The 25,871-nt window shown below is 74.5% G+C and carries 19 protein-coding genes; 15 read left to right on the top strand and 4 right to left on the bottom strand.

The window, feature by feature from the left end; genetic code table 11:
• The first annotated feature begins 9 nt into the window (after window positions 1–9).
• Both GKC29_RS28360 and GKC29_RS28355 read left to right on the top strand, forming a co-directional pair.
• Window positions 10–969 carry an electron transfer flavoprotein subunit alpha/FixB family protein gene (locus GKC29_RS28360; RefSeq protein WP_155333720.1) on the top strand — a complete coding sequence of 320 codons (960 nt, stop codon included), beginning with the start codon at window positions 10–12 and terminating at the stop codon, window positions 967–969.
• Window positions 970–1,131: 162 nt separating this feature from the next.
• Complete coding sequence (locus GKC29_RS28355) at window positions 1,132–3,834, top strand: HAD-IC family P-type ATPase (RefSeq protein WP_155333719.1); 2,703 nt, start codon at window positions 1,132–1,134, stop codon at window positions 3,832–3,834.
• A 66-nt stretch (window positions 3,835–3,900) separates the two neighbouring features.
• Here the strand turns inward: GKC29_RS28355 and GKC29_RS28350 are convergent, their stop codons facing one another.
• Window positions 3,901–4,680, bottom strand: coding sequence for an anti-sigma factor (locus GKC29_RS28350; protein ID WP_155333718.1), 780 nt, complete (start codon window positions 4,678–4,680; stop codon window positions 3,901–3,903).
• Window positions 4,634–5,239: an RNA polymerase sigma factor gene (locus GKC29_RS28345; protein WP_155333717.1), complete on the bottom strand. Its 606-nt coding sequence runs from the start codon at window positions 5,237–5,239 to the stop codon at window positions 4,634–4,636. The genes GKC29_RS28350 and GKC29_RS28345 overlap by 47 nt, the downstream gene beginning before the upstream one ends.
• Before the next feature lie 229 nt (window positions 5,240–5,468).
• Between GKC29_RS28345 and GKC29_RS28340 the strand changes: the two genes are divergently transcribed.
• From GKC29_RS28340 to GKC29_RS28310, 7 genes are all read left to right on the top strand, one after another.
• On the top strand, window positions 5,469–6,299 hold the full coding sequence (locus tag GKC29_RS28340) for a DUF4397 domain-containing protein (protein WP_155333716.1): 831 nt from the start codon (window positions 5,469–5,471) through the stop codon (window positions 6,297–6,299).
• Complete coding sequence (locus tag GKC29_RS28335) at window positions 6,296–6,958, top strand: class F sortase (protein ID WP_155333715.1); 663 nt, start codon at window positions 6,296–6,298, stop codon at window positions 6,956–6,958. The genes GKC29_RS28340 and GKC29_RS28335 overlap by 4 nt, the downstream gene beginning before the upstream one ends.
• Window positions 6,959–7,136: 178 nt before the next feature.
• Window positions 7,137–8,312 (top strand): cysteine desulfurase family protein, encoded by a 1,176-nt coding sequence (locus GKC29_RS28330; protein WP_155333714.1) that lies wholly within the window; start codon window positions 7,137–7,139, stop codon window positions 8,310–8,312.
• Window positions 8,313–8,501: 189 nt separating this feature from the next.
• Window positions 8,502–9,575: a tRNA 2-thiouridine(34) synthase MnmA gene (mnmA, locus tag GKC29_RS28325; protein WP_155333713.1), complete on the top strand. Its 1,074-nt coding sequence runs from the start codon at window positions 8,502–8,504 to the stop codon at window positions 9,573–9,575.
• 126 nt (window positions 9,576–9,701) lie between these two features.
• Window positions 9,702–10,706, top strand: coding sequence for a methionine synthase (locus tag GKC29_RS28320; RefSeq protein ID WP_155333712.1), 1,005 nt, complete (start codon window positions 9,702–9,704; stop codon window positions 10,704–10,706).
• Between the two features lie 35 nt (window positions 10,707–10,741).
• Window positions 10,742–11,101: a VOC family protein gene (locus GKC29_RS28315; RefSeq protein WP_155333711.1), complete on the top strand. Its 360-nt coding sequence runs from the start codon at window positions 10,742–10,744 to the stop codon at window positions 11,099–11,101.
• 137 nt (window positions 11,102–11,238) lie between these two features.
• Window positions 11,239–12,249 (top strand): ADP-ribosylglycohydrolase family protein, encoded by a 1,011-nt coding sequence (locus GKC29_RS28310; protein ID WP_196255757.1) that lies wholly within the window; start codon window positions 11,239–11,241, stop codon window positions 12,247–12,249.
• A gap of 90 nt (window positions 12,250–12,339) precedes the next feature.
• Here the strand turns inward: GKC29_RS28310 and GKC29_RS28305 are convergent, their stop codons facing one another.
• Window positions 12,340–12,972: a type II toxin-antitoxin system PemK/MazF family toxin gene (locus GKC29_RS28305; RefSeq protein WP_155333710.1), complete on the bottom strand. Its 633-nt coding sequence runs from the start codon at window positions 12,970–12,972 to the stop codon at window positions 12,340–12,342.
• A gap of 200 nt (window positions 12,973–13,172) precedes the next feature.
• Here GKC29_RS28305 and ligA point away from each other — a divergent pair, with 200 nt between their 5' ends.
• From ligA to GKC29_RS28275, 6 genes are all read left to right on the top strand, one after another.
• Window positions 13,173–15,308, top strand: a complete 2,136-nt coding sequence (ligA, locus tag GKC29_RS28300; protein ID WP_155333709.1) for an NAD-dependent DNA ligase LigA — start codon at window positions 13,173–13,175, stop codon at window positions 15,306–15,308.
• Window positions 15,309–15,450: 142 nt separating this feature from the next.
• A complete protein-coding gene (locus tag GKC29_RS28295; RefSeq protein WP_155333708.1) occupies window positions 15,451–18,180 on the top strand; it encodes a bifunctional diguanylate cyclase/phosphodiesterase in 2,730 nt (909 codons plus the stop codon).
• A 215-nt stretch (window positions 18,181–18,395) separates the two neighbouring features.
• The gene (gatC, locus tag GKC29_RS28290) at window positions 18,396–18,701 is read left to right on the top strand and encodes an Asp-tRNA(Asn)/Glu-tRNA(Gln) amidotransferase subunit GatC (protein ID WP_088995614.1); all 306 of its coding nucleotides are present in this window, start codon (window positions 18,396–18,398) and stop codon (window positions 18,699–18,701) included.
• The gene (gene gatA, locus GKC29_RS28285) at window positions 18,698–20,173 is read left to right on the top strand and encodes an Asp-tRNA(Asn)/Glu-tRNA(Gln) amidotransferase subunit GatA (protein WP_155333707.1); all 1,476 of its coding nucleotides are present in this window, start codon (window positions 18,698–18,700) and stop codon (window positions 20,171–20,173) included. Before gatC ends, gatA begins: the two co-directional genes overlap by 4 nt.
• Before the next feature lie 13 nt (window positions 20,174–20,186).
• On the top strand, window positions 20,187–21,686 hold the full coding sequence (gene gatB / locus GKC29_RS28280; protein ID WP_155333706.1) for an Asp-tRNA(Asn)/Glu-tRNA(Gln) amidotransferase subunit GatB: 1,500 nt from the start codon (window positions 20,187–20,189) through the stop codon (window positions 21,684–21,686).
• 107 nt (window positions 21,687–21,793) lie between these two features.
• Window positions 21,794–24,151 carry a 1-deoxy-D-xylulose-5-phosphate synthase N-terminal domain-containing protein gene (locus GKC29_RS28275; RefSeq protein ID WP_155333705.1) on the top strand — a complete coding sequence of 786 codons (2,358 nt, stop codon included), beginning with the start codon at window positions 21,794–21,796 and terminating at the stop codon, window positions 24,149–24,151.
• A 136-nt stretch (window positions 24,152–24,287) separates the two neighbouring features.
• Here the strand turns inward: GKC29_RS28275 and GKC29_RS28270 are convergent, their stop codons facing one another.
• A complete protein-coding gene (locus GKC29_RS28270; RefSeq protein WP_155333704.1) occupies window positions 24,288–25,865 on the bottom strand; it encodes a metallophosphoesterase in 1,578 nt (525 codons plus the stop codon).
• Window positions 25,866–25,871 lie beyond the last annotated feature (6 nt).

Raw genomic sequence — 25,871 nt, 5'->3', positions numbered from 1 at the left:
GGTACGGACATGTCTGAGGTTCTCGTCGTCGTCGAAGCCACTCGGGAATTCGGCGTCAAGAAGGTCACCCTGGAGATGCTCACCCTCGCCCGCGGCCTGGGCACGCCCAGCGCGGTCGTGCTCGGTGGCCCCGGCGCCGCCGAGGCGCTGAGCGCGAAGCTGGGTGAGTACGGCGCGGAGAAGATCTACGCGGCCGAGAGCGAGGAGATCGACGGCTACCTGGTCGCCCCGAAGGCGACCGTGCTGGCCGAGCTGGTCCAGCGGGTGCAGCCGGCCGCCGTGCTGCTCGCCTCGTCGCAGGAGGGCAAGGAGATCGCCGCCCGCCTCGCGGTCAAGCTCGACAACGGCATCCTGACCGACGTGGTGGCCCTGACGGCCGGCGGCACCGCCACGCAGGTGGCCTTCGCCGGCTCCACCATCGTGAAGTCCAAGGTCACCCGTGGCCTGCCGCTGGTCACCGTCCGGCCGAACTCGCTCAACCCGGAGCCGGCCGCGGCCAGCCCGGCGGTCGAGCAGCTCACCGTGTCGGTCACCGACACCGACAAGCTGGCCAAGGTCGTCGACCGGGTCGCCGAGCAGAAGGGCTCCCGCCCGGAGCTGACCGAGGCGTCGGTGGTCGTCTCCGGCGGTCGCGGTGTCGGCAACGCCGACAACTTCAAGCTCGTCGAGGAGCTGGCCGACCTGCTCGGCGGTGCGGTCGGCGCGTCCCGCGCCGCCGTCGACTCGGGCTTCTACCCGCACCAGTTCCAGGTGGGCCAGACCGGTAAGACCGTCTCCCCGCAGCTGTACGTCGCGCTCGGCATCTCCGGCGCGATCCAGCACCGGGCCGGCATGCAGACCTCGAAGACCATCGTCGCCGTCAACAAGGACGCGGAGGCGCCGATCTTCGAGCTGGCCGACTTCGGCGTGGTGGGTGACCTGTTCAAGGTCGTACCGCAGGCCGCCGAGGAGATCCGTAAGCGCAAGTGAGCTGAGCTCGCACCACGACGAGGGCCGGGAGCCGGGCAGGTTCCCGGCCCTCGTCGTGCCGCCGTCCGCCCGGAACCGCACGACTGGCGGCTCCGACCTGGGAGGATGGACCTGTGGGCCCCCGCGCACCCCCCGGCCCGGACGTGGGAACGAGGAGTGCGAATGCCGGTGAAGGCGCCCGGAAGTGGCCACCACGCGCTGGCCGTGCACGAGGTCGTCCTGCTGCTGGAGACCGACACCCACCGCGGCCTGAGTGCCTCGGAGGCGGCCGGGCGCCGGGAACGCTTCGGCCCGAACGTGCTGCCGACCGCCGCCCGCGGCAGTGTGCTCCGCCGGCTGCTCCGGCAGTTCCAGAACCCCCTCGTGTACGTGCTGCTGGTCGCCGGCCTGGTCACCCTGCTGCTCCGCGAGTACGTCGACGCCGCCGTGATCCTCGGAGTGGTCGTCGTCAACGCCGTCATCGGCTTCCTCCAGGAGTCCAAGGCCGAGGCCGCGCTGGACGCGCTGCGCACGATGGTGCGGACCGAGGCCCGGGTGGTGCGGGACGGCCGGCCACGGCGGGTGCCCTCGGACGACGTGGTCCCCGGCGACCTGGTGCTGGTCGAGGCGGGGGACAAGGTGCCCGCCGATCTGCGCCTGGCCCGCGCCGACGAGGTGCGGGTGGACGAGTCGACGCTGACCGGCGAGTCCCAGCCCGTACGCAAGGACGAGGTCGTCGTCGCCGACGAGACGCCGGTGGCCGACCGGAGCAACGTGTTGTACTCCGGCACCCTGGTGACCGGCGGTTCGGCGGCCGGCCTCGCCGTGGCGACCGGGGCGGAGACGGAGCTGGGCCGGATCCACCGCCTGGTCGGGAGCGCCCAGGTCCTGGACACGCCGCTGACAACCAAGCTGGCCCGCTTCAGCCGGGTACTGACCGTCGTGATCCTGCTGCTCGCCGGGGTGACCTTCGCGGTCGGCGTCCTACGCGGGGAGCGGGCCGGCGAGACGTTCACCGCGGCCGTGGCGCTGGCCGTGGGGGCCATCCCCGAGGGCCTGCCGGCGGCGGTCACCATCACCCTGGCGATCGGGGTCGCGCGGATGGCTCGCCAGCAGGCGGTGATCCGCCGGCTGCCGGCGGTGGAGACGCTGGGCAGCACGACGGTCATCTGCACCGACAAGACCGGCACCCTGACCGAGAACCAGATGACGGTGCGGGCGGTCTGGACGCTCGCCGGCCGGCACAGCGTCAGCGGCAGCGGCTACGCGGCGGCGGGGGAGATCCGCGACCCCGACGGCGGCATCGCGCGTACCGGGCAGGACGGCGCGCTGCGCTGGTCGCTGCTCGCCGGGGTCGCCTGCAACGACGCCCGGCTGGACGAGCGGGACGACCGGTGCGTGGTGCTCGGCGACCCCACCGAGGTGGCGATGCTGGTGGCCGGGGCCAAGGTGGGCCTGCGGGCTGCGGAGGTGGCCGCCGAGTTGCCCCGGGTCGCCGCGATCCCGTTCACGTCCGAGCGGCAGTTCATGGCGACCCTGCACGACACCCGGGACGGCGAGCGGGTGGTGCTGGTCAAGGGTGCGGTCGAGCGGGTGGTGGAGTGGTGCGCCGAGGCGCTGGACGAGGAGGGGCGGACGGTGTCGCTCGACCGGCGCGCGGTGCTGGCGGCCGCCGGGGAACTCGCCGGTGAGGGCCTGCGGGTGCTGGCCACGGCGATGGCGCGGGTCGGCGGTGGTGCCGGCCTGGCGGAGGAGGACCTGCCCGGCAACCTGGCCTTCACCGGGCTGCACGCCATGCTGGACCCGCCGCGGGCCGCGGTCGCCGACGCGATCGCCGCCTGCCGGCGCGCCGGGATCGCGGTGAAGATGATCACCGGTGACCACCGGACCACGGCGAGCGCCATCGCCGTACGCCTCGGACTGCTGGACGCGGAGCCGGGGCCCGGCGCGGTGCTCTCCGGCACGGACCTCGCGGAGCTGCCGGACGCCGAGCGACCGGCGGCGGTGGACCGCGCCTCGGTGTTCGCCCGCGTCTCGCCCGAGCAGAAGCTCCGGCTCGTCGAGGCGTTGCAGGCGGACGGGCAGGTGGTCGCGATGACCGGGGACGGCGTCAACGACGCGCCGGCCCTGCGGCAGGCCAACATCGGGGTGGCGATGGGGCGGAGCGGCACGGAGGTGGCCAAGGAGGCCGCGGACATCGTGCTCACCGACGACGACTTCACCACGATCGAGGCGGCCGTCGAGGAGGGGCGCGGGGTCTTCGCCAACCTCACCAAGTTCATCACCTGGACGCTGCCCACGAACACCGGTGAGGGGCTGGTCGTCCTCGTCGCGATCGTGCTCGGTACGGCGCTGCCGATCCTGCCCAGCCAGATCCTCTGGATCAACATGACCACGGCGGTGCTGCTCGGCCTGACGCTCGCGTTCGAGCCGAAGGAGGCCGGGGTCATGGAGCGACCGCCCCGCGACCCGGCCCAGCCGCTGCTCACCGGCGCCCTGGTGGCCCGGGTCCTGCTCGTCGCCGCGCTGCTGGTGGCCGGTGCCTGGTGGCTCTTCGAGTGGGAGCTGGGCTCCGGGGCGGAGTTGCCGGAAGCGCGTACGGCGGCGGTGAACCTCTTCGTCACCGTGCAGGCGTTCTACCTGCTGAGCTGCCGGTCGCTCACCCGCTCACCGTGGCGGCTGGGGCTGTTCAGCAACCGCTGGCTCCTCGCGGGGGTGCTGCTGCAGGCTCTCGGCCAGGCCGCGCTGACCTACCTGCCGGTGATGAACACGCTGTTCCGGACGGCACCGATCGGCGCCGACACGTGGCTGCGGATCGTGGCTGTCGCCGTGGCGGTCAGCGCCGTCGTGGCGGTGCACAAGCGGTTCGGCCGCCGGCTCGGGTGAGGCCGGCGGCGGTTGCGGCGGAAGGGGAGCTGATCGGCGGGCCGGGGAGCTGAGCCGGCCCGCCGATCAGCCCGTCAGGGTGCCCCTCAGCAGGCTGTTGCCGGAGTGGGCGGTGTTGTTGTCGTACGCCTCGGCGGAAACGTCGACAACCGAGTATGCCTCAAGGTCCACGTTCGGTGGCAACGGGAGCAGCTCGTCTTTCTGCGAACCGAGCACGCCGACCGAGAACATCTCCATGGTGTCCGGGTTGATCAGCCACACCTCGTAGTACCCCGACACGTCCGGGAGATTCGCCACGTGCAGGTGCAGTCGCCCGTTGTCAAACACCCGGGCCTCGCCGTTCGCGTCCGGCGGGGTCGAGCCGTACGCGGTGAGCGGCGCCGTGGCCAGCACCGGCGGTGCCGGCTGCGGGTCCGGGCCGGTCACACCGAGCACCGTGAGCGTGCCGACCACACCCATGGCGGCGGCGGCGACCGCGGTCACCGCGGTCGTCAGCCAGCGCGGCCGGCGGGCCCGCCGGTGCGCCGGCGGCGACGGCACCACCGCGGGCGGGTCGTCGGCGGTGCCGGTCGGCGCGGCCGGCGACACCGGGCGGCGCGCGCCCGCGATCGTGGGCAGCTCCTCGGCGGCCCGGACCTCGGCCACGATGCCCTGCCACACGTGCTCGGGCGGGTCGGGCAGGTCCCGCAGGCCCTGCGCGCCGGCGCCGAGGCCCGCGACGTGCTGGAGGGTCTCCATCTCGAGGCGGCAGTGTTCGCAGCTGTCGAGGTGGGTGCTCTCCCCGTTGTCCGCCTCGCTCTCACCGAGCGCCAGGAAGACCAGCCGGTCGTGGTCCAGGTGTTGCACCGTCCACCTCCCATCTGCGTTTCAAGCTCTGCATGCCGCGTCGGATGTGACTCTTCACCGTGCCGAGGGGCACCCCGGTCACCGCCGCTATCTGCTGGTGTGTCAGGTCGTCGAAGAACGCCAGCTCCAGCATGCGTCGCTGGTCGTCGGGGAGTCGAGCCAGCTCGTCCGCCACGACCAGCCGGTCGACCACGGTGTCCGGATCGGGACCGGCCGGGGCCGGGTCGGGCAGTTGACGGACCGTCTCGACCACCCGGCTCTCCCGGGCCGAGGCGCGCAGCCGGTCGACCACCTTGCGGCGGCCGATACCGAGCAGCCAGCCGATCAGCGACCCCTTGGCCGGATCGAACGTCTCGCGCCCCAACCAGGCGGCCACGAACGTCGCCTGCGTCACGTCCTCGGCGTCGCTGCGGTTGGCCAGCGTGCTGGTGGCCAGGTGGAGCACCGCCCGGCCGTACCGGTCGTACGCCTCCCGGAGCGCCGCCTCGTCGCCGGCGCGGAAGCGGGCGGCCAGGTCGTCCTCGGGCGGACCCGGGGGCTGCTGTGGTGCCGCCGTCACGGGTCGGCTCGCCTTCCTCGGGGCATGCCCGACTGTAACTCCCACAGCCTCCGCCCCACTTTCCTGGTCGTGTCGTTCCCACCCGCTCTTCGTCCTGGGGGCCGGCCGCGGATGCGGTCGCCCGGAGAAAAAGAAATCGTCTCCGGCCGCATCCAGCCGGCGCGGAACGGGCGTAACCCGTTTCGCAAGCCGAGCCTGACGAATCAGCTCCAATCACCAGGAGGCAGACATGCAGCTCTCGTACATCCGCCGGGCGGCCGCCGGCGGCGCGGTCGCCGCGCTGACGTTCGCCGGTGTCGCCGCCGTCACCGCGACCCCGGCGTACGCCGCGACGTCCAAGGTCTCCGTGGTGCACGGCATCCCGGACACCCCGGTCGACGTCTACGTCAACGGCGAGAAGACCCTCTCGAACTTCGCGCCCGGCGACGTGGCGGGCCCGCTGGACCTGGCGGAGGGGGCGTACGACATCGCGCTGACCAAGCCCGGCGAGCCGGTCGGCAGCGCGATCCTCACCGTCGACGACGCCCAAGTGCCGGGCGGGGCGAACATCAGCATCGCCGCCCACCTGGACGCGAACGGGCAGCCGAAGATCACGCCGTTCGTCAACGACACCGCGAAGGTCGGCGCCGGCAAGGCGCGGCTGATCGTCCGGCACACCGCCGCCGCCCCGGCGGTGGACGTGCGGGCCGGTGGCACTCCGGTCTTCGAGGACCTGACCAACCCGAACGAGGCCAAGGCCGACGTCGACGCCGGCACCGTCAGCGCGGACGTCGTGCTCGCCGGCACCTCGACCGTGGCGATCGGCCCGGCCGACCTGAACCTGCGCGAGGGCACCGCGACGATCGTCTACGCGATCGGCTCCGCCGAGGCGAACAACCTGGAGGTCGTGGCGCAGACGATCACCGGCCTGCACTCGGCCCCGGCCGGTGTGCCGAGCGGTGACGGCGGCCTGGCCGGCACCGGCGTGGGCACCTGGTGGTACGTGCTGGCCGGCGCGGGTGTGCTCCTGCTGGTCGGTGGCGGGGCGCGGGTCGCCACCGCCCGGACCGGCCGCCGGTGACGGTGCGGGATCGCGGGGCGCTGGCGGCGATGGCCGCCGGCGCCGCCGCGCTCACCGTCGCCGCGCTGGTCGCCTGCGCCACCCGGCCGGCGGAGGACGTCGGCGCGGACGAGGCGGCCGCCCTCGCCGGCGCCAGCCCCTCGGCGACGGCCACCGGCGGTGGGTCGTCGGTTCCGGTCACCGCCGGCGACCTGCCCGCCGGGCCGGAGGTCGTCCCGCCGGTCCGCCTGGAGATCCCGACGATCGGGGTGACCGCCAGGGTGAACGCGGTCGGGATCAACGAGCGGACCGGCGAGTTCGAGGTGCCGCCCAGCGTGGACCAGATCGGCTGGTACCGGTACGGCCCCGGGCTGGAGGCGACGGCCGGATCGGTGGTGATCGCCGGGCACGTCGACAGCTCCACCCAGGGCCGGGGCGCCTTCTTCCGGCTCCGGGAGCTGGACCGGGGTGACACGCTCACGGTCACCGACGGCGCCGGCGGGGAGCGCGCCTACCGGGTGGTCGCCCGGGAGGAGTACCGGAAGACGAAGATCCCGCTGGAGCGGTACTTCGCGCGGGACGGGGCTCCGCGCCTCACGCTGATCACCTGCGGCGGGCCGTTCGACGCCGAGACCCGCCGCTACCGCGACAACATCGTGGTCACGGCCGTCCCGGCGTGACCGCCGGGACGCGCCCGTCGGCCGCCCGACCTGCCGGCTGACCGGGCCGCGCCGAGCCGGGGCGGGGGAGGAGACGCACCCCCGCCCCGGCTCCGGCGTACCGGGCGAGCTCCGCCGTTCGCGGCCCGCGTACTCCGGCGTCCGGCGGGTGCCCGGTTGGTCGTTAGGCTGAACCCTGATGGCTTACCTGGATCACGCGGCGACGACTCCGATGCTCGACGAGGCACTGGAGGCGTACGTCGCCACCGCCCGCGAGGTCGGCAACCCGTCCGCCCTGCACGCGGCGGGCCGCCGTGCCCGCCGGCGGGTGGAGGAGTCGCGGGAGCGGGTGGCCGCCGCGCTGGGCGCCCGACCCTCCGAGGTGATCTTCACGGGCGGCGGCACGGAGAGCGACAACCTCGCCGTCAAGGGTGTCTTCTGGGCGCGCCGGGCCGCGGACGGCCGGCGGACCCGGGTGGTCTCCAGTGCCGTCGAGCACCACGCCGTGCTGGACGCGGTCGACTGGCTCGCCGCTCACGAGGGCGCCGAGGTGGGCTTCCTCCCGGTGGACGCGGCCGGCCGGGTCGACCCGGATCAGCTCCGCGCCGAGCTCACCGCGCACGGCGACCGGGTCGCCGTGGTGACGACGATGTGGGCGAACAACGAGGTCGGCACGATCCAGCCGGTCGCCGCGCTGGCGGCGGTCGCCGCCGCGCACGGCGTGCCGTTCCACACCGACGCGATCCAGGCGGTCGGCCAGGTGCCGGTCGACTTCGCCGCCAGCGGCGTCTCGGCGCTCACCGTCACCGGGCACAAGCTCGGCGGGCCGGCCGGCGTGGGTGCGCTGCTGCTCGCCCGCGACGTCGCCGCCACCCCGCTGCTGCACGGCGGCGGCCAGGAGCGCGACGTCCGGTCCGGCACGCTCGACACCGCCGGCATCGTCGCCTTCGCGGTCGCGGTGGAGACGGCGGTCAAGCGCCAGCAGGAGTACGCGGCCCGCGTCGCCGCCCTCCGCGACGACCTCGTCGAGCGGGTCCGGCAGGCGGTGCCGGAGGTCGTGTTCAACGGCGACCCGGTGGACCGGCTGCCTGGCAACGCGCACTTCTCCTTCCCCGGCTGCGAGGGCGACGCGCTGCTGCTCCTGCTCGACGCGCAGGGCATTGCCTGCTCCACCGGTTCGGCCTGCTCGGCCGGGGTGGCCCAGCCGAGCCACGTGCTGATCGCGATGGGCGCCGACGACGACCGCGCCCGTTCCTCCCTGCGCTTCACGCTGGGCCACACCAGCACGGAGTCGGAGATCGACGCCCTGATCAGGGCCCTCCCCGCGGCGGTGGACCGCGCCCGCCGCGCCGCCAGCTACCGCACCCCCCGCTGAGCCCCGCGCGACCGCCGGCCAGCAGCCGTGGTGCCCGAAGTGCCACCTTCTGCACCAATTGCGGCCACCACCACTTCGTGATCGCGGGCGCTGGGACGGGTGGGGTGGGTCGCAGCGGGGGTGCGGGGAGTTCGAGGGTGGGGTCTCGGGTCGTTACGCTCGGACGGGAGATGGGGAAGGGTGGTAGAGGTGCGGGTACTGGCGGCGATGTCGGGCGGCGTGGACTCCGCCGTGGCGGCGGCGCGGGCCGTCGAGGCGGGACACGACGTGACCGGCGTGCACCTGGCGCTCGCCCGTAACCCGCAGACGTACCGCACCGGCGCCCGCGGCTGCTGCACCCTGGAGGACTCGCGGGACGCCCGCCGGGCCGCCGACGTGATCGGCATCCCGTTCTACGTGTGGGACATGGCCGACCGGTTCCACGCCGACGTGGTGGACGACTTCGTCGCCGAGTACGCGGCCGGTCGTACCCCGAATCCCTGCCTGCGCTGCAACGAGAAGATCAAGTTCGCCGCGGTGCTGGACCGCGCCGTCGCCCTGGGATTCGACGCGGTGGTCACCGGCCACCACGCCCGGCTCGGCGCGGACGGCCTGCTGCGGCGCAGCGTCGACCTCGCCAAGGACCAGTCGTACGTCCTCGCCGTGCTGTCCCGCGAGCAACTGGACCGGTCGATGTTCCCGCTGGGGGACTCGACGAAGGCACAGGTCCGCGAGGAGGCGGCGCGCCGCGGGCTCGCCGTGGCCGACAAGCCGGACTCCCACGACATCTGCTTCATCGCCGACGGGGACACCCGCGGCTTCCTCGCCGAGCGGCTCGGCGAGACACCCGGTGACGTGGTCGACGCGACCACCGGCGCCGTCGTCGGCACCCACGCCGGGGCGTACGCGTACACCGTCGGCCAGCGGCGGGGCCTGCACCTGGACCGGCCGGCGCCGGACGGCCGCCCGCGCTACGTCCTGTCGATCACGCCGAAGACCAACACGGTGACCGTCGGCCCGGCCGAGGCCCTGGCGGTGTCGCACGTCCGCGCCGAGCGTCCGGTGTGGACGGGCGGGGTGCGTCCGGACGCGCCGGTCGAGTGCGAGGTGCAGCTGCGCGCACACGGCGACGTGGTGCCCGCCACGGTGACGGTGACCGCCGACGGCCTGCGCGCCGAGCTGCGTCGCCCGGTCCGGGGCGTCGCCGCCGGTCAGGCGATCGTGGCGTACCGGCCGGAGCCGGCCGGCGACGTCGTGCTCGGCTCCGCCACCATCGCCGCCTGAGCCGGCTTCCGCACCGCTGCCGGCGTACCGGTGAGCCCGGTCCCGCCGAGGCGGGATGGCGTACGTGCGGGCGCCGGGACCGGCGGTCCGGGTGGGGCGGCACCGCGTACCCGATAGTCTTCGGCCGTGACAGATCAGGGGTGGCCGTGGCCGGCCGGGGCGGCGACCGGCGTCGGATCGCTGCCGGGCACCGACATCGCCGAGGCCCAGCGGATCGTCCTCGGTGAGCTCCCCGCCCTGCCGCACCTGCCGGAGCTGCCCGCCCGCGGCCCCGGTGCGGACCTGATCGGCCGCACCGCCGGCCTGCTGGTGGAGCTTCCCGTCGAGCTGTACGCGGCCCGCTGGCGCATCGCGCCCCGCCCCGGGCGGGACCTGCGCCGCGCGCGGGACCTGATGGAGCGCGACCTGGACCAGCTCGCCGAGCAGGCCGAGACGTACGCCGGGCCGATCAAGATCCAGGTCGGCGGGCCGCTCACCCTGGCGGCGTCGCTGGAGCTGCCGATCGGCGGCCGGATGGTCCGCGACCCGGGAGCGGTCCGGGACCTGACCGGGTCGCTCGCCGAGGGGGTACGCGGCCACGTCGCCGCCGTGACCCGCCGCCTGCCCCGGGCCTCGGTGCTGCTGCAACTGGACGAGCCGTCGCTGCCCGCGGTGCTCGCCGGCCGGGTGCCGACCGAGAGCGGCTTCGGCACGTACCGGGCGGTGGAGCCGGGGGTGGCCGGCGCGCTGCTCGGCGACGTCGTCGAGGCGGTCGGGGTGCCGGTGGTCGTGCACTGCTGCGCGCCCGACGTGCCGCTGGAGCTGATCCGTACGGCCGGCGCGGTGGGCGTGGCGCTCGACCTCGGCCTGGTCACCGACCTGGACCCGCTGGGCGAGGCCGTCGACGCGGGCCTCGGGCTGCTGGCCGGCGCCGTGCCGACCGGGCCGCCGTCCGCCGGGCGCGCGCCGACGTCGGCGCAGGTCGCCGACCGGGTACGCCAGCTCTGGGACCGCCTCGGATTCCCGCGCCGCCGCCTTGCCGAGCAGGTGGTCGTCACCCCGGCCTGCGGGCTCGCCGACGCCACCCCGCGGTACGCCCGGGCGGTGCTCACCGCCTGCCGGGACGCCGGGCGGCGGCTCGCGGAGGAGTGAGGTTTCCTGTCGTACGGGCGGGGCAGGATGACGCCATGATTGGACAGCTTCGTTCCGTGGTGATCGACTGCCCCGACCCGCGGGCCCTCGCGGCGTTCTACTCCGAGCTGCTCGGCGTGCCGCTCGACTCCGACGACACGGAGGACGACTGGGTGGTGCTCTCCGGCGGCGGGCACCGGCTCGCCTTCCAGAAGGCCCCCAACCTGCGTCCGCCGACCTGGCCCGAGCCGGCCGTCCCGCAGCAGTTCCACCTGGACGTGGAGGTCGAGGACGTGGCGGCGGCGGAGAAGCAGGTGCTCGCGCTCGGTGCGCGCCGGCTGCCCGGCGGGGGGCAGGACTTCCGGGTCTACGCCGACCCGGCCGGCCACCCGTTCTGCCTGGTCTTCGACGTCTGAGCCGCCGGGCCCCGGCCGCTGGGCGGTCCTCCGCTCCGGGAGGTTCCGCCGTCCCACCACCTCGGTCTGCGGCGCCCGGGTCGGGCGGGTGGCCGCGGGGCTGGCGGAGGTCGTCAGTGGACGGCATGATCGCGGGAATGACCGACCCCTCCCTCCGGCGGGCCGCGGGCTCGCTGTTCGGCCTGGCCTACGGTGACGCGCTCGGCAAGCCGACCGAGTTCCTGACCGTCGCCGAGATCGTCCGACGGTACGGCCCGGCCGGCCCGCGCGAGCTGACCGGCGACCCGGCCCTGGTCACCGACGACACCCAGATGGCGCTGGCGGTCGGCTGGGCCCTCCACGACGCGCCGCAGCTCACCCCGGAGACGGTCGAGCCGCTGCTGCGGCGGCGCTTCGTGGCCTGGTCGGTGAGCCCGGACAACGACCGGGCTCCCGGGATGACCTGCCTGCGCGCCTGCGCGGAACTGGCCCGGGGGACCCGCTGGCAGCACGCGACCGTGATCGGGTCGAAGGGGTGCGGCGCGAACATGCGGGTCACCCCGGTCGGCCTGCTCGACGTGGACCTCGACACGCTCGCCGGGCTGGCCCAGCTCCAGGCGGGGCTGACGCACGGCCACCCGACGGGTCTGGCGGCCAGCGAGCTGACCGCGTACGCGGTGCGGCTGCTGCGCGACGGCGCCGAGCCGGCCGCGGTGCCGGCGCTGCTCGCGGAGCGGGCCCGGGAGCAGCGGGGGACCTACCGGGAGGAGTGGCTCGGCGACCTGTGGCAGGTCGCTCGTGCCGCCGGCCCGGCGGCCTTCATCGCCACCGGCTGGGACGAGTGCCTCGCGATCCTCGGCCGCCTCCGGGCGGCGCTGGCCGGGCCGGACGACGGCGGTGACCCGTGCCGGCACACCGGCGCGGGCTGGATCGCCGAGGAGGCGCTCGCCACGGCCCTGTACTGCGCGATCCGGCACGCCGACGACCCGGTCGCCGCGCTGGCCCGCGGCGCCACCACCGCCGGCGACTCGGACTCGATCGCCGCGCTGGCCGGCGCCTTCGTCGGCGCGGCCCTCGGCACGCCGGCCTGGCCCGCCGACTGGGCCACCCGCATCGAGTACGCCGACCAGCTCTTCACCCTCAGCACCCTGCCCACCCGCCACCCCTGACGCCCCCCGCTGCGTTGATCAAGAGGTTTTCGGTCTCCGGAGGCGTCCCCGGGCCCCGGAACCTCTTGATCAACTCTCCGCGGCAGGTGGTCACCGGGGGAGGCGGCGGATCTGACGCCAGAGGGCCGGGTCGCAGGTGCCGGCGCGGTTGGCGAAGTCGGCGAGCGGGACGCGCACCGGCTCGGTGAGGTTGACGAAGCTGTCGTGCTCGGCGTCCGGGTCCCAGGTCCGGGTCGGGACGGGGACGTGGTCGTCCCGGTCGCTCTTGTCCCGGCTGGTGATCTTCAGGACGTCGGCGCCCCGCTCGTCGGCGCGCAGCACCAGGCAGGGGCGCACCTTCGAGCCGCTGCCGTCGGCGTACGGGACGTCGGCCCACCAGATCTCCCCGGGGCGGGGTGCCGGGGCGGACGTCCCCGCACCGGTACGCGGGCGGGGCGGGGCGGCGACGCGGCCGCGCCGGCGGGAGCCGGTCCGCGGGTCACCACGCCCGCCGGGCCGGGTGCCACCGCTCCCGCCACGGCCGCCGGTGCCCCCGCCACGGCCGCCACCGCGCCCGTCGCGGGTGCCGGCGCCCTCGGCACGGCTGCCACCGGGTTCCTCCGGGGGGGTGCCGCCCGGCCCGGCGGAGCGGCGTCCGGCGGCGCGGTGCCGCCACTCGTTCCACCCCCAGCCGGCGGCCACCGCCAGCACGATCGCCGCCGCCCAGAGCAGCCAGTCGGGCACGCGTACCCCCTTGGTCACGGGTGGGCGCGGCGGGGCCGCCGCGCGGCGCCGCGGCGGCCCGTCGGGGCCGGTGGGCGCGTCGTCCGGCGATCCTCGCACGTTCCGGGCGGGGTCGCCCGTCCCGGCGCGGCGGGTGGGCGGCGGAGTGTCCCACCCGCCGGATACCGTGCCGGGTAACGGAACAACAGGAGGTCACGGCGGTGTCCGAGGATGTCATCGGTCAGCAGGCCAGTCCGGCGCAGGAGGCGGCGGCCGGCGCCGAGCCGACCCCGGAGGCGCGGGATCGGCACGCGACGCTCGGCCGTGAGCTGACCGAGCACCAGTACCGCTACTACGTGCTCGACGCGCCGACGATCTCCGACGCGGAGTTCGACCGGCAGCTGCGGGAGCTGGAAGCGCTGGAGGCGGAGTTTCCGGCCCTGCGCACGCCGGATTCGCCGACCCAGCGGGTGGGCGGCACGTTCTCCACCGACTTCACCCCGGTGGCGCACGCCGAGCGGATGATGTCGCTCGACAACGCGTTCAGCGACGAGGAGTTGGCGGCGTGGGCCGAGCGGGTCGAACGCGACGCCGGCGGCCCGGTTCCGTACCTGTGCGAGCTGAAGGTGGACGGGCTCGCGATCAACCTGACCTACGAGGAGGGCCGGCTGGTGCGGGCGGCCACCCGGGGCGACGGCCGGACCGGCGAGGACGTCACGGCCAACGTGCGCAGCATCCGCGACGTGCCCGGTGAGCTGACGCCGTCGGCCGAGTTCCCGGCGGTGCCCGACCTGATCGAGATCCGGGGCGAGGTCTACTTCCCGGTCGCCGCGTTCGCGGACCTCAACGCCGGGCTGGTCGAGCAGGGCAAGGCGCCGTTCGCCAACCCGCGCAACGCGGCGGCCGGCAGCCTCCGGCAGAAGGACCCCCGGGTCACCGCATCCCGCCCGCTGCGCCTGGTCGTGCACGGCATCGGTGCCCGCCGTGGCTTCCAGCCGGCCTCCCAGTCCGAGTCGTACGCCGCGCTGAGGGCCTGGGGCCTGCCGACCAGCGACCGGTGGCGCGTCGTGCCCGACCTGGCCGGCGTTGCGGAGTTCATCGCCTACTACGCGGAGCACCGGCACGACGTCGAGCACGAGATCGACGGTGTGGTCGTCAAGGTCGACCCGGTCTCCATCCAGGGCCGGCTCGGCTCGACCAGCCGCGCGCCGCGCTGGGCGATCGCCTTCAAGTACCCGCCGGAGGAGGTCAACACCAAGCTGCTCGACATCGACGTGAACGTCGGGCGGACTGGCCGGGTCACCCCGTTCGCCGTCCTGGAGCCGGTCCGGGTGGCCGGGTCGACGGTCGCGCTGGCCACGCTGCACAACGCCCGCGAGGTCGAGCGCAAGGGGGTGCTGATCGGCGACACGGTGGTGATCCGTAAGGCCGGTGACGTCATCCCCGAGGTGCTCGGTCCGGTGGTCGAGTTGCGTCCCGCCGACGCCCGGCCGTTCGTCATGCCGACCACCTGCCCGGCCTGCGGCACCCCGCTCGCCCCGTCGAAGGAGGGCGACGTCGACATCCGTTGCCCGAACACGCGCAGCTGCCCGGCCCAGCTCCGCGAGCGGGTCTTCCACCTCGCCGGGCGGGGGGCCTTCGACATCGAGGTCCTCGGCTACAAGGGCGCCGCCGCGCTGCTCGACGCGCAGATCATCACGGACGAGGGCGACCTGTTCGGCCTCGACGCCGAGCAGCTCGCCCGGTCACCGTTCTTCGTCAACAAGGACGGCAGCCTCGGCAGCAACGCGGTGAAGCTGCTGGAGAACCTGGCGGTGGCCAAGGAACGCGACCTGTGGCGGGTGCTGGTGGCGCTCTCCATCCGGCACGTCGGCCCGACGGCGGCGCAGGCGCTCGCCCGGCACTTCCGGTCGGTCGAGGGGATCGACAAGGCCACCGAGGAGGAGCTGTCCTCGGTCGACGGCGTCGGCCCGACCATCGCCGCGAGCATCCGGGAGTGGTTCGCGGTCGACTGGCACCGCGAGGTGGTGCGGAAGTGGGCCGAGGCCGGCGTCCGGATGGCGGAGGAGGCGGTCGACGAGGGGCCGCGCCCCCTAGAGGGGGTGACCGTGGTGGTGACCGGCACGCTCTCCGGTTTCTCGCGGGACCAGGCGGCGGAGGCGATCCAGTCCCGGGGCGGCAAGGTCAGCGGGTCGGTGTCCAAGAAGACCGCGTTCGTGGTGGTCGGCGACAATCCGGGCTCCAAGGCCGACAAGGCGGTGAGCCTCAAGGTGCCGACGCTGGACGAGGAGGGCTTCCGCGTCCTGCTCGACGCCGGTCCGGACGCCGCCCAGAAGGTCGCCCGCATCGGCGAATAGCCGGGGATCTTGGGCGCGTATACCAACTTAATTACGACTACGACCGATTCGTGACTGTCGGACGGGGAAACTCGGCACCTGGGGCGTTTCATTGGGGCACGGCGTACGGACGGGTACGCCGTTCGTGACCGCCGGAGGTGTGATGGAGACCGCCGACCCGCGCAACTCCGTCCCACCAGGACGGGTGGCGCCGTTCTCCGCCTTCGTGGCCGCGGTCATCGCCGTGGCCGCGTTGGTCTCGGCCGCTCCTCTGCTCACGTTCACCGACCAGGTGTCCCGGCTTCCCGCCGCGTTCTGGACCATGGCCGTGCTGGCCGTCGCCTGCGACGCCCGTCCGTTCGTCGCGCCCGGGCGGCGCCAGTCGTCGGCGGTGTTCCCGTCGACGTGCTTCACCTTCGCGATCCTGCTCGGCTGGGGGCTGGGCCCGGCGGTCGCCGTGCAGGCCGTTGCCGTGGTCGTGTCGGGAGCCCGGTTGGGATACGCCCCCTGGCGGACCGCCTTCAACGCCGGGCAGTACGCGTGCGCGCTCGGTGCCGCGTACGCCGTCACCCGCCTCGGTCCCGGCGACCTGTTCGACGGCGGCCGGCTGCGGGGGACCGACGTGGCGGTCGTGGGCGGGGCGATGCTGGCCTGGTTCGCCGTCAACTACGGCCTGGTCAGCTCGGCGGTGCGGCTGCGCTTCGGTGAGCGCTGGACGCCCGGCCTGCGGCAGGGCCTGGGGTTCGAGCTGCTGTCCACCGGTTCGCTGCTGCTGCTCGCGCCGGTGCTGGTCACCGCCGCCCGCGCGAGCGCTGCGCTGATCCCGCTGGTGCTCGTGCCGCTGTTCGCCGTCTACCGGATGGCCCGGCTCAGCGTGGAGCAGCAGCAGCTCGCCTCCCTCGACCCGCTCACCGGGCTGCCCAACCGCAAGGCGCTGCTCGCCGAGGTCGGCGAGCAGTTGCACCTGCACGCGGAGCGGGCGGCGCGCGGCGAGCCGCCCGCCCGGCTGGCGCTGCTGCTGATCGACCTGGACCGGTTCAAGCACGTCAACGACGCGCTCGGGCACGCGGTGGGTGACCGGCTGCTGGTCGAGGTGAGCGCCCGCCTCACCGAGGTGGTCGGGCGGGACATGGTCGCCCGGCTCGGCGGGGACGAGTTCGCCATCGTGATGACGGGGCTAACCGACGCCGGCGAGGCGCGCGAGTTGGCCGACCGGGTGGTCGCGGCGCTGGCCGAGCCGGTGCCGCTGGACGGGCTGCCGCTGGACGTCGGCGGGTCGATCGGCATCGCGCTCTTCCCCGACCACGGGGAGGACTTCGCCACTCTCATGCGCCACGCCGACGTGGCGATGTACGACGCGAAGCACCGCAACGACACGGTCGCCGTGTACGCGGCCGAGTCCGACCACAACTCCGCCGAGCGGCTCGGGCTCCTGGCCGACCTGCGCCGGGTCCTGGAGACCGGGGCGTCGGCCGCCGATCCCTCGACCGCCCAGCCGGGGCCGGGCGAGCCGGCCCCGGACGCCGGCGCTCCGGGCCTCGACGGCCGGCCGGAAGCGGAATTCGCTGACCCCGACGTCGAAGCGGCCGGTGGCGAGACGGTGGGCGCCGACGGCCGGGACGGGGACGTGACCCAGCCGGTGCTCGCCCCCGGTGGGCCGGCGCTGGCGGTTCCGGCCACCGCGCGGGGTGGGGACGGCGCCGCGCTGCCGGCCCGCGACGGCGGCTCCCGTACCGGCCGCTGGCGGCTGCGTGGCCGGCGGCAGCGGGACGACGACCTGGCCCACACCGACGAGCTGATCCAGCGGATCGTCACCGCCGCCGACCCGATCCGCCGCCGGGAGGCGCGGGCGGCGGGAGCCGACGCACCAGCGGCCGGCGCCGCCGGACCGCCGGGCGTCGCCGCCGGGCACCTGGCCGGTCCCGCCGCACACCCGGGCGTTGCCGCCGGGCACCCGGCCGCTGCCGACCGGGCCGACCCCGCGCGGCACCACGACCGCGCCGGTGGCGCACGCAACGGATCGCGGGGCCGGGGCGGCGGCCGTCCCGACGGGACCCCGCAGCGCCGGGGCCGTGGCACGGCCGACCGGCAGTCCGGCGAGCCGGCCGCCGACGCCGGTGAGATCACGATGTATTACCAGCCGCAGATCGCGATCGCCACCGGCGAGGTGGTGGGTGTCGAGGCGCTGCTGCGCTGGCGGCACCCGCGGCGGGGGATGGTCGACCCGGAGGAGCTGATCCGGGTGGCGGAGCAGAGCGCCGTGATGCGGCTGCTCACCTTCCGGGTGGTCGACGACGTGGTGGAGCAGCTCGCGAAGTGGTCGGCCGCCGGTCTCGGATTGCGGGCCTCGCTCAACGTCAGCGTGCGGGACCTGCACACCGGCGAGATCGCCGACCGGATCGCCGGCCGGCTGGCCCGGTACGGCGTACCGCCGCAGCGCCTCCAGCTGGAGATCACCGAGGGGGCGCTGATGGCGGACCCGCGCCGGGTGCTGGCCACCATCTCCCGGCTGCACCGCCTCGGGGTGGGGATCGCGCTGGACGATTTCGGCACCGGGTACTCGTCGTTGCAGCACCTGCGCCGGCTGCCGCTGTCCGAGGTGAAGGTGGACCGCTCCTTCGTGCTGGGCATGACGGAGGACGCCGACGACGCGGCGATCGTCACGTCGATGATCGAGCTGGCCGGCGCGCTCGGGCTGCGGGTGGTCGCCGAGGGGGTCGAGGACGAGCGCACCTGGCGGCTGCTGCACGCGGCCGGGTGCGACGCCGCGCAGGGCTGGTTCTACGCCCGGCCGATGCCGGCCGAGGAACTCGTCGCCTGGCTGGCCCGGTACCGCCCGGTCCGTCCGGCCGCCGGTCCGGACACCGCGGTCCCGCGCCGGCACCCGCGGTGAGCGTGCGCGGGAAACCGGGGCGCGGCGGGACCGCTCGTGGTCGGGGCCCCCGACGAGCCGGGGGTGCGGGCAGTGGCGTCCGGCGGGCTCGGAGGGGGAGTCGGGGACGCGCCGCCGGGGCGGAACAATAGACTCGCTCCGGTCACCGCGCGTCACGCACCACCGCCGCGGTCGGCGCAGGAGGACCCAGCAGGACAGCCACGAAGGGGGCACCGATGGCCGCCATTTCCCGCGAGGAGGTCGCGCACCTGGCGCGACTGTCGCGGCTTGCCGTGACGGAGGAGGAGCTGGACACCTTCGCCGGCCAGCTCGACGTGATCCTCCAGGCGGTCGCCCAGGTCGGCGAGGTCGCCGCCGCGGACATTCCGCCGACCTCCCACTCCGTGCCGCTGACGAACGTGCTGCGGGAGGACGTGGTGACGCCGTGCCTGACCCCCGAGGAGGCGCTGTCGGGCGCGCCCGACGCCGAGGAGCAGCGGTTCCGCGTCCCGCGGATCCTGGACGAGGATGTGGCATCGTGACCGATCTGACGAGACTGACCGCCGCGGAGCTCGCCGGCCTGGTGGCCAAGGGCGAGGCTTCCGCCGTCGAGGTCACCCAGGCCCACCTGGACCGGATCGCCGCCGTCGACGACCGCGTGCACGCGTTCCTGCACGTCGACACCGCCGGTGCGCTGGACGCGGCCCGCGCGGTGGACGAGCGCCGCGCCGCCGGTGAGAAGCTGGGCCCCCTCGCGGGCGTGCCGGTCGCGGTCAAGGACGTGCTCACCACGAAGGGCGTGCCGACCACCGTCGGCTCGAAGATCCTGGAGGGCTGGCGCCCGCCGTACGACTCGACGATCGTGCAGCGGCTGCGTGCCGCGGGCACGGTGATGCTCGGCAAGACCAACATGGACGAGTTCGCGATGGGCTCCTCCACCGAGTACTCGGCGTACGGCGCGACCCACAACCCCTGGGACCTGAGCCGGATCCCGGGTGGCTCGGGCGGTGGCAGCGCCGCGGCCCTCGCCGCGTACGAGGCGCCGCTCGCGATCGGGTCGGACACGGGCGGCTCGATCCGCCAGCCCGGCGCCGTCACCGGCACCGTCGGTGCGAAGCCGACGTACGGCGGGACGTCCCGGTACGGCCTGGTGGCGTTCTCGTCCTCGCTGGACACGCCCGGCCCGTGCGCCCGTACTGTGCTGGACGCCGCGCTGCTGCACGAGGCGATCGCCGGCCACGACCCGCGCGACTCCACCTCCATCCCGGCCCCGGTGCCGGACGTGGTGGCCGCCGCGAAGCTCGGCGCGACCGGGGACCTGACCGGCGTCAAGCTGGGCGTGGTGAAGGAGTTCGCCGGCGAGGGCGCCGAGCCGGGCATCACGGCCGCGTTCCGCGACGCGGTCGACACGCTCACCAAGCTGGGCGCCGAGATCGTCGAGGTGTCCTGCCCGCACTTCAGGTACGCGCTGCCGGCGTACTACCTGATCGCCCCGAGCGAGTGCTCCTCCAACCTGGCCCGGTTCGACGGTGTCCGCTTCGGCCTGCGGGTCGGCGACGACGGCAACCGGTCGCTGGAGGAGGTCATGTCGCTGACCCGCGAGGCCGGCTTCGGCCCCGAGGTCAAGCGCCGCATCATGATCGGCACGTACGCCCTCTCGTCGGGCTACTACGACGCGTACTACGGGCAGGCGCAGAAGGTCCGCACGCTCATCACCCGGGACTTCACCGCCGCGTTCGAGCAGGTCGACGCGCTGATCTCGCCGACGACGCCGTTCGTGGCGTTCCCGATCGGGGCGCGCACCTCCGACCCGTACCAGATGTACCTGGCCGACCTGTTCACCATTCCGACGAACCTGTACGGCGGTCCGGGCATCTCGGTGCCGTGCGGCCTGTCCGAGGGGTTGCCGGTCGGGCTACAGGTCATGGCACCGACGATGGCCGACGACCGGATGTACCGGGTCGCGGCCGCGCTGGAGAGCGCCGTCGGCACGTTCACCCCACCGGCACTGTGAGGCAGGAGCACCGATGACGACGACACTGCCCGCGTACGACGAGGTCGTCGCGCGCTTCGAACCGGTGATCGGCCTGGAGACCCACGTCGAGCTGGGCACGAACACCAAGATGTTCTGCGGCTGCCCGACCGACTTCGGCGGCGCGCCGAACACCCGGGTCTGCCCGGTCTGCCTGGGCCTGCCGGGCTCGCTGCCGGTGGCCAACAAGGCGGCCATCGAGGCGACGATCCGGATCGGTCTGGCGCTGCACTGCTCGATCGCCGAGTGGTGCCGGTTCGCGCGGAAGAACTACTTCTACCCGGACATGCCGAAGAACTTCCAGATCAGCCAGTACGACGAGCCGCTCTGCGTCGACGGCTACCTGGACGTCGACGTGAACGGCGAGACCGTGCGCATCGGCATCGAGCGGGTGCACCTGGAGGAGGACACCGGCAAGACGCTGCACGTCGGCGGCGCGACCGGTCGCATCCACGGCGCCACCGAGTCGCTGGTGGACTACAACCGGGCCGGCATCCCCCTGGTCGAGATCGTCACCAAGCCGGTCACCGGCACCGGCGCGCTGGCGCCGGAGGTGGCCCGCGCGTACGTCACCGAGCTGCGTGACGTGATCCGCTCGCTCGGCGTCTCCGACGTGCGGATGGAGGAGGGTTCGCTGCGCTGCGACGTCAACACCTCCCTCAACCTGCCCGGGGAGGAGTGGGGCACCCGCACCGAGACGAAGAACGTCAACTCGCTGCGTTCGGTGGAGCGGGCGGTCCGCTCGGAGATGATCCGGCAGGCGTCGGTGCTCGACGCGGGCGGCCGGATCACCCAGGAGACCCGGCACTTCCACGAGGACACCGGTGACACCACGCCGGGCCGGTCCAAGGAGACGGCGACCGACTACCGGTACTTCCCCGAGCCGGACCTGGTGCCGCTCGCGCCGGACCCGGCGTGGGTGGCCGAGCTGAAGGCCGCGCTGCCCGAGCTGCCCCGGTTGCACCGGCGGCGCCTGCAGGAACAGTGGGGTCTGTCCGACCTGGACATGCAGTCGGTGCTCAACGCCGGTGCGGTCGAGCTGATCGAGGCGACGGTCGCCGCCGGCGCGACCCCGGCCGCCGCCCGCAAGTGGTGGCTCGGTGAGCTGTCCCGCCGCGCCAACGAGGCCGGCGTGGAGCTGGCCGACGTCGGGGCCACCCCGTCGCAGGTGGCCGAGCTGCAGAGCCTGGTCGACGCGGGCAAGCTCAACGACAAGCTGGCCCGGACCGTCCTGGAGGGCGTCGTGGCCGGCGAGGGTACGCCCACCGAGATCATGACCAACCGGAACCTGGAGGTCGTCTCGGACACCGGGGCGCTGACCGCCGCCGTGGACGAGGCGATCGCCGCCAACCCGGACATCGCCGACAAGGTCCGTGGCGGCAAGACGGCCGCGGCCGGCGCGCTGGTCGGCGCGGTGATGAAGACCACCCGGGGTCAGGCCGACGCCAAGACCGTCCGCGAACTGATCCTGACCCGCCTGGGCGCCCAGGGCTGACGTGCAAGGAAGGGCCCCTTCTTAACGCCTGGTGCATAGGAAGGGGCCCTTCCCAACCCCCCACACCCCTCGGAGGGCGTCAACGGCGACGCCCGGATGGAGTCACCGTGAACCAGCACGACCTCGACGTCCTCGACGAGATCCAGCGGCGGGTGCTCTGGCTCGCCACCCGCATCGTCGACGCCGCCAACCACGACCGGGACACCGGTGACGGGGTGAAGGTGGGCGGGCACCAGGCGTCGAGCGCCTCCCTGGTCACCGCGATGACCGCGCTGTGGTTCGCGCACCTCGACGCCGAGGACCGGGTCGCCGTGAAACCGCACGCGTCGCCGGTGTTCCACGCCATCCAGTACCTGCTCGGCAACCTGGACCGGTCGTACCTGACCCGGTTGCGGGCGCGGGGCGGCCTCCAGTCGTACCCGTCCCGGACCAAGGACCCCGACGAGGTGGACTTCTCGACCGGCTCGGTCGGGCTGGGCGCCGCCGCGCCGCTGTTCGCCGCGGCCACCCGCCGCTACGTCGACGCGCACTTCGGCGAGCGCGCGCGCTCCCGGTTCATCGCCCTGATCGGCGACGCCGAGCTGGACGAGGGCAACATCTGGGAGGCCGTCGCCGACCCCGCGACCACCGGCCTCGGGAACGTCATGTGGGTGGTCGACTTCAACCGGCAGTCGCTGGACCGGGTGGTTCCCGGCGTCCGCATCGACCAGTGGCGGGGGCAGTTCGAGGCGGCCGGCTGGCACGTGGTCGAGGTCAAGTACGGCCGCCGGCTCGCCGAGGCGTACGCCCGGCCCGGCGGCGAGGCGCTGCGCGACTGGATCGACGCGATGCCCAACGAGCAGTACCAGTCGCTGTTCGGGCTGGCCGGGCCGGCCCTGCGCAAGCAGTTCCTCGACGGTGCTCCGGCGGGCGTCGCCGACCTGATCGCGGACGTCTCCGACGACGAGCTGGGCCCGCTCGTCACCGACCTCGGCGGCCACGACCTGGCGGCCATGCTCGACGCGTACGCCCAGTGCGACGCGGTCACCGACCGGCCCAGCGTCGTCTTCGCGTACACCGTCAAGGGCTGGGGGCTGCCGATCGCCGGCAACCCGCGCAACCACTCGGCTCTGCTCACCACCGAGCAGGTCGCCGCGCTGCGCGCCGCGCAGGGCCTGACCTCCGAGACCGAGTGGGACCGCCTCGACCCGGCGTCCCCGGCCGGCATCCGGGCCGGCGAGCGCCGGGAGGCGCTGTCCCGCGCGCCGCGCACGCGGGCGCTGGGCGTCCCGGTCCCGGAGACCACCCGGGTACGCGCGAACAAGCCGATCTCCACCCAGGAGGTCTTCGGTCGGGTGCTGGTCGACCTGGCCCGCGACCCGCAGGTGGGGCGTTACCTGGTCACCACCGCGCCCGACGTGGCCACCTCGACCAACCTGGCCGGGTTCATCAACAAGACCGGGGTGTTCGCCCCGACCGAGCAGCGTTCCTGGAGCGAGGACCGGATGCTGCGCTGGACCGAGAGCCCGGCCGGGCAGCACATCGAGCTGGGCATCTCGGAGATGAACCTGTTCCTGCTGCTCGGGCAGCTCGGCCTGTCGTGGGACCTGTCCGGGCAGCCGCTGCTGCCGGTCGGCACCGTGTACGACCCGTTCGTGCTGCGCGGCCTCGACGCGTTCCTGTACGGCACCTACTCCGGGTCGCGGTTCGTCGTCGCGGGCACCCCGTCGGGCGTCACCCTCGCGCCCGAGGGCGGCGCGCACCAGTCGACGATCACCGCCAGCGTCGGCCTGGAGCTGCCCGGGGTCACCTTCGTCGAGCCCGCGTACGCGGCCACCCTGGACTGGCTGCTCTGCGACGCGTTCGGCCAGATCGCGCAGGGCGGGGCGCCCGCCGCCACCGCCGCACCGGCCGAGGACGGCGCGTACTACTTCCGGCTCAGCACCCGCCCGATCGACCAGGCGCCCTTCGAGGCGGCCCGCGCCCGCCTCGGCGAGGCGGTGCTGCGCCGGCAGGTGCTCGCCGGCGCGTACCGCCTGGTCGACGCCCACCAGGCGTACCCGCACCTGGCGGACGCCCCGGTCGTGCAGATCGCCGCGTCCGGTGCGGTGCTGCGGGAGGTGCTGGCCGCCGCCGCGGAACTGGCCGAGGAGGGCGTCGCCGCGCACGTCGTGGACGTCACCAGCCTGGACCGTCTCTACCGGGCCTGGCAGCGCACCCTGCGGCAGGGCGTGCGCACCGCCACGGTTCCCAGCGTCCCCGGTGCCCTGCGGACGGCCTTCGCCGACCGGGTGCCGGTGGTGACGGTGCACGACGCCGCCTCGCACGCGATGGCCTGGCTCGGCTCGGCGGTCGGCGCTCCGGCGGTGCCCCTCGGGGTGGACGAGTTCGGTCAGTCCGGCAGCGTCACCGAGTTGTACGAACTGCACGACCTCCTCCCCGGCAGCATCGTCAACGCCGCTCTCGCCGCCCTGTCCCTCCGCTGACGCGGGGACCGGCGGGCCGAGCCGAACGCGCACGCCGGCACCGGGGCCGACGGCGCGCACGGCCGGCACCCGCGCACGGCCGGCACCCGCGCACGCCGGCACGGGGGCGCCGACGGCGCGTACGCCCGCGCCCGGGTCAGCGGGTCGGGGTCGGGGTGACCGGTGCGGGGGCGCCGGCCTTCGGGTCCTCCACGATGTGCCGCTGGAGGTTCACCTGGGCCTGCCCGGTGCCGCCCACCGTGATGTCGTCGTACGCCTGGAGCAGCTTGTTCTCGTCGTCGAAGTACAGGACGCTCATCGACAGGGGCGTCGGCTGCTCGCCCTCCAGCCCGCGCAGGCCGGCGCCGCCGCTCGACCCCTGCACCATCAGCAGGGTGGGCGACTGACCGGGTGCCTGCGGCAGCTTGGACACGTCGCGCCGGTGGGTGTGGCCGGCGAGCACCAGGGGAGTGGTGCCGGCGAGCGGCCCGGCGGACGCGGGATCGTGCACCAGCCCGATGTTCACCGGCCGGGGCGAGCTGCGTACCGTCGCGGCGAGCTTGTCGCCGGTGTCGATGAGCTGGTCGGCGGTTTCCCGGGTCAGGCCGCTGCCCGCCGGCGAGGTGCTCTTGTCCGGGGTGAACCGGGGGTCGCCGATGCCGGCGATGGTCAGCCCGGCGACGGTGGTGGTGGTGTTGTCGAGCACGATCGCGTTGCGCTGGCGGGCCACCGCCGCCGCTGTACGGCCCGAGTCGTGGTTGCCCCGGATGAACACGTACGGCTTCTGGAGCAGCCCGATCGCGCCGACGTAGGACGCCTCCGGCTCGCTGCCCCAGTCGGTGATGTCGCCGGTGTCCACCACCACGTCGATGTTGAACTGCTCCACCACGGTGCGGATGAGCTGCCAGGCCGCGGGGTTGAGGTGCATGTCGGAGATGTGCAGGACCCGGGTGGTGTCCGGGTCCGGCTCGTACACGGGCAGCGCCGAGACGGTGGTGTAGAGCTGGCTGACGTTGCCGACGATGCGCTGGAGCTGCTCGGCGTACCGGGTGTAGTCGTTGGCGATCCGGCGGGCGTCACCGACGATGGCCGGCGCGTTGACCAGCAGCCCCTCGTAGCGCGGCTCCTCGATGGCCTGGGGGCGCAGGGTGGACGCCGCGGTGCCGAGGCTGGCCGCGGTCACCGCCAGCGCGAGCCCGCCCGCCCAGGCGGCCCGCCGGGTGTCGCGAAACACCAGCAGGGCCAGCACCAGGGTGACCAGCACGGTCGAGGCCGCCGTACGCAGGCCCAGCCGCATCACGCCCTCGCGGACGTCGTCGACCGCGGTGCGGCTCGCCTGGCTGAGGCTGGCCGGGTCGTCGAGGAGCGCCTCGGTGCGGCCCTGGTCGAGCGCACCCAGCTCCACGGTCAGGTGGGTCGGCCCGTCGTGGCTGTCGAGCAGCAGCGCGCCGAGCGGGGGGACGTCGACGGTGGTGCTGCCGGTGAGGGCCGGGGCCACCGTCAGGTCCGCCTGGAACGGCCCGATGTCGGTGCTGACCCGGCCGCCGGCCAGCGCACCGATCATGACCCCGGCCAGGGCGACCGCGAGGACCGCCAGCGTCACACCGGTCGCGCGGAGGGCCCGCCACCTGCGTCGGCCGTCGGTCGGCCCGGGGAGGGCGAACCGCCGTGTACGGCCGGCCTTCGGTGCCACGTCGCTCCGGCCCTCCTGCTGCTCGTTCTCCTGCCCATCCATGCTGAG

The sequence above is a fragment of the Micromonospora sp. WMMC415 genome (genome assembly GCF_009707425.1).
Lineage (GTDB): Bacteria > Actinomycetota > Actinomycetes > Mycobacteriales > Micromonosporaceae > Micromonospora.
The sequence above is the reverse complement of the archived record's forward strand: the minus strand, read 5'-3'. Positions and strand labels throughout refer to the sequence as shown.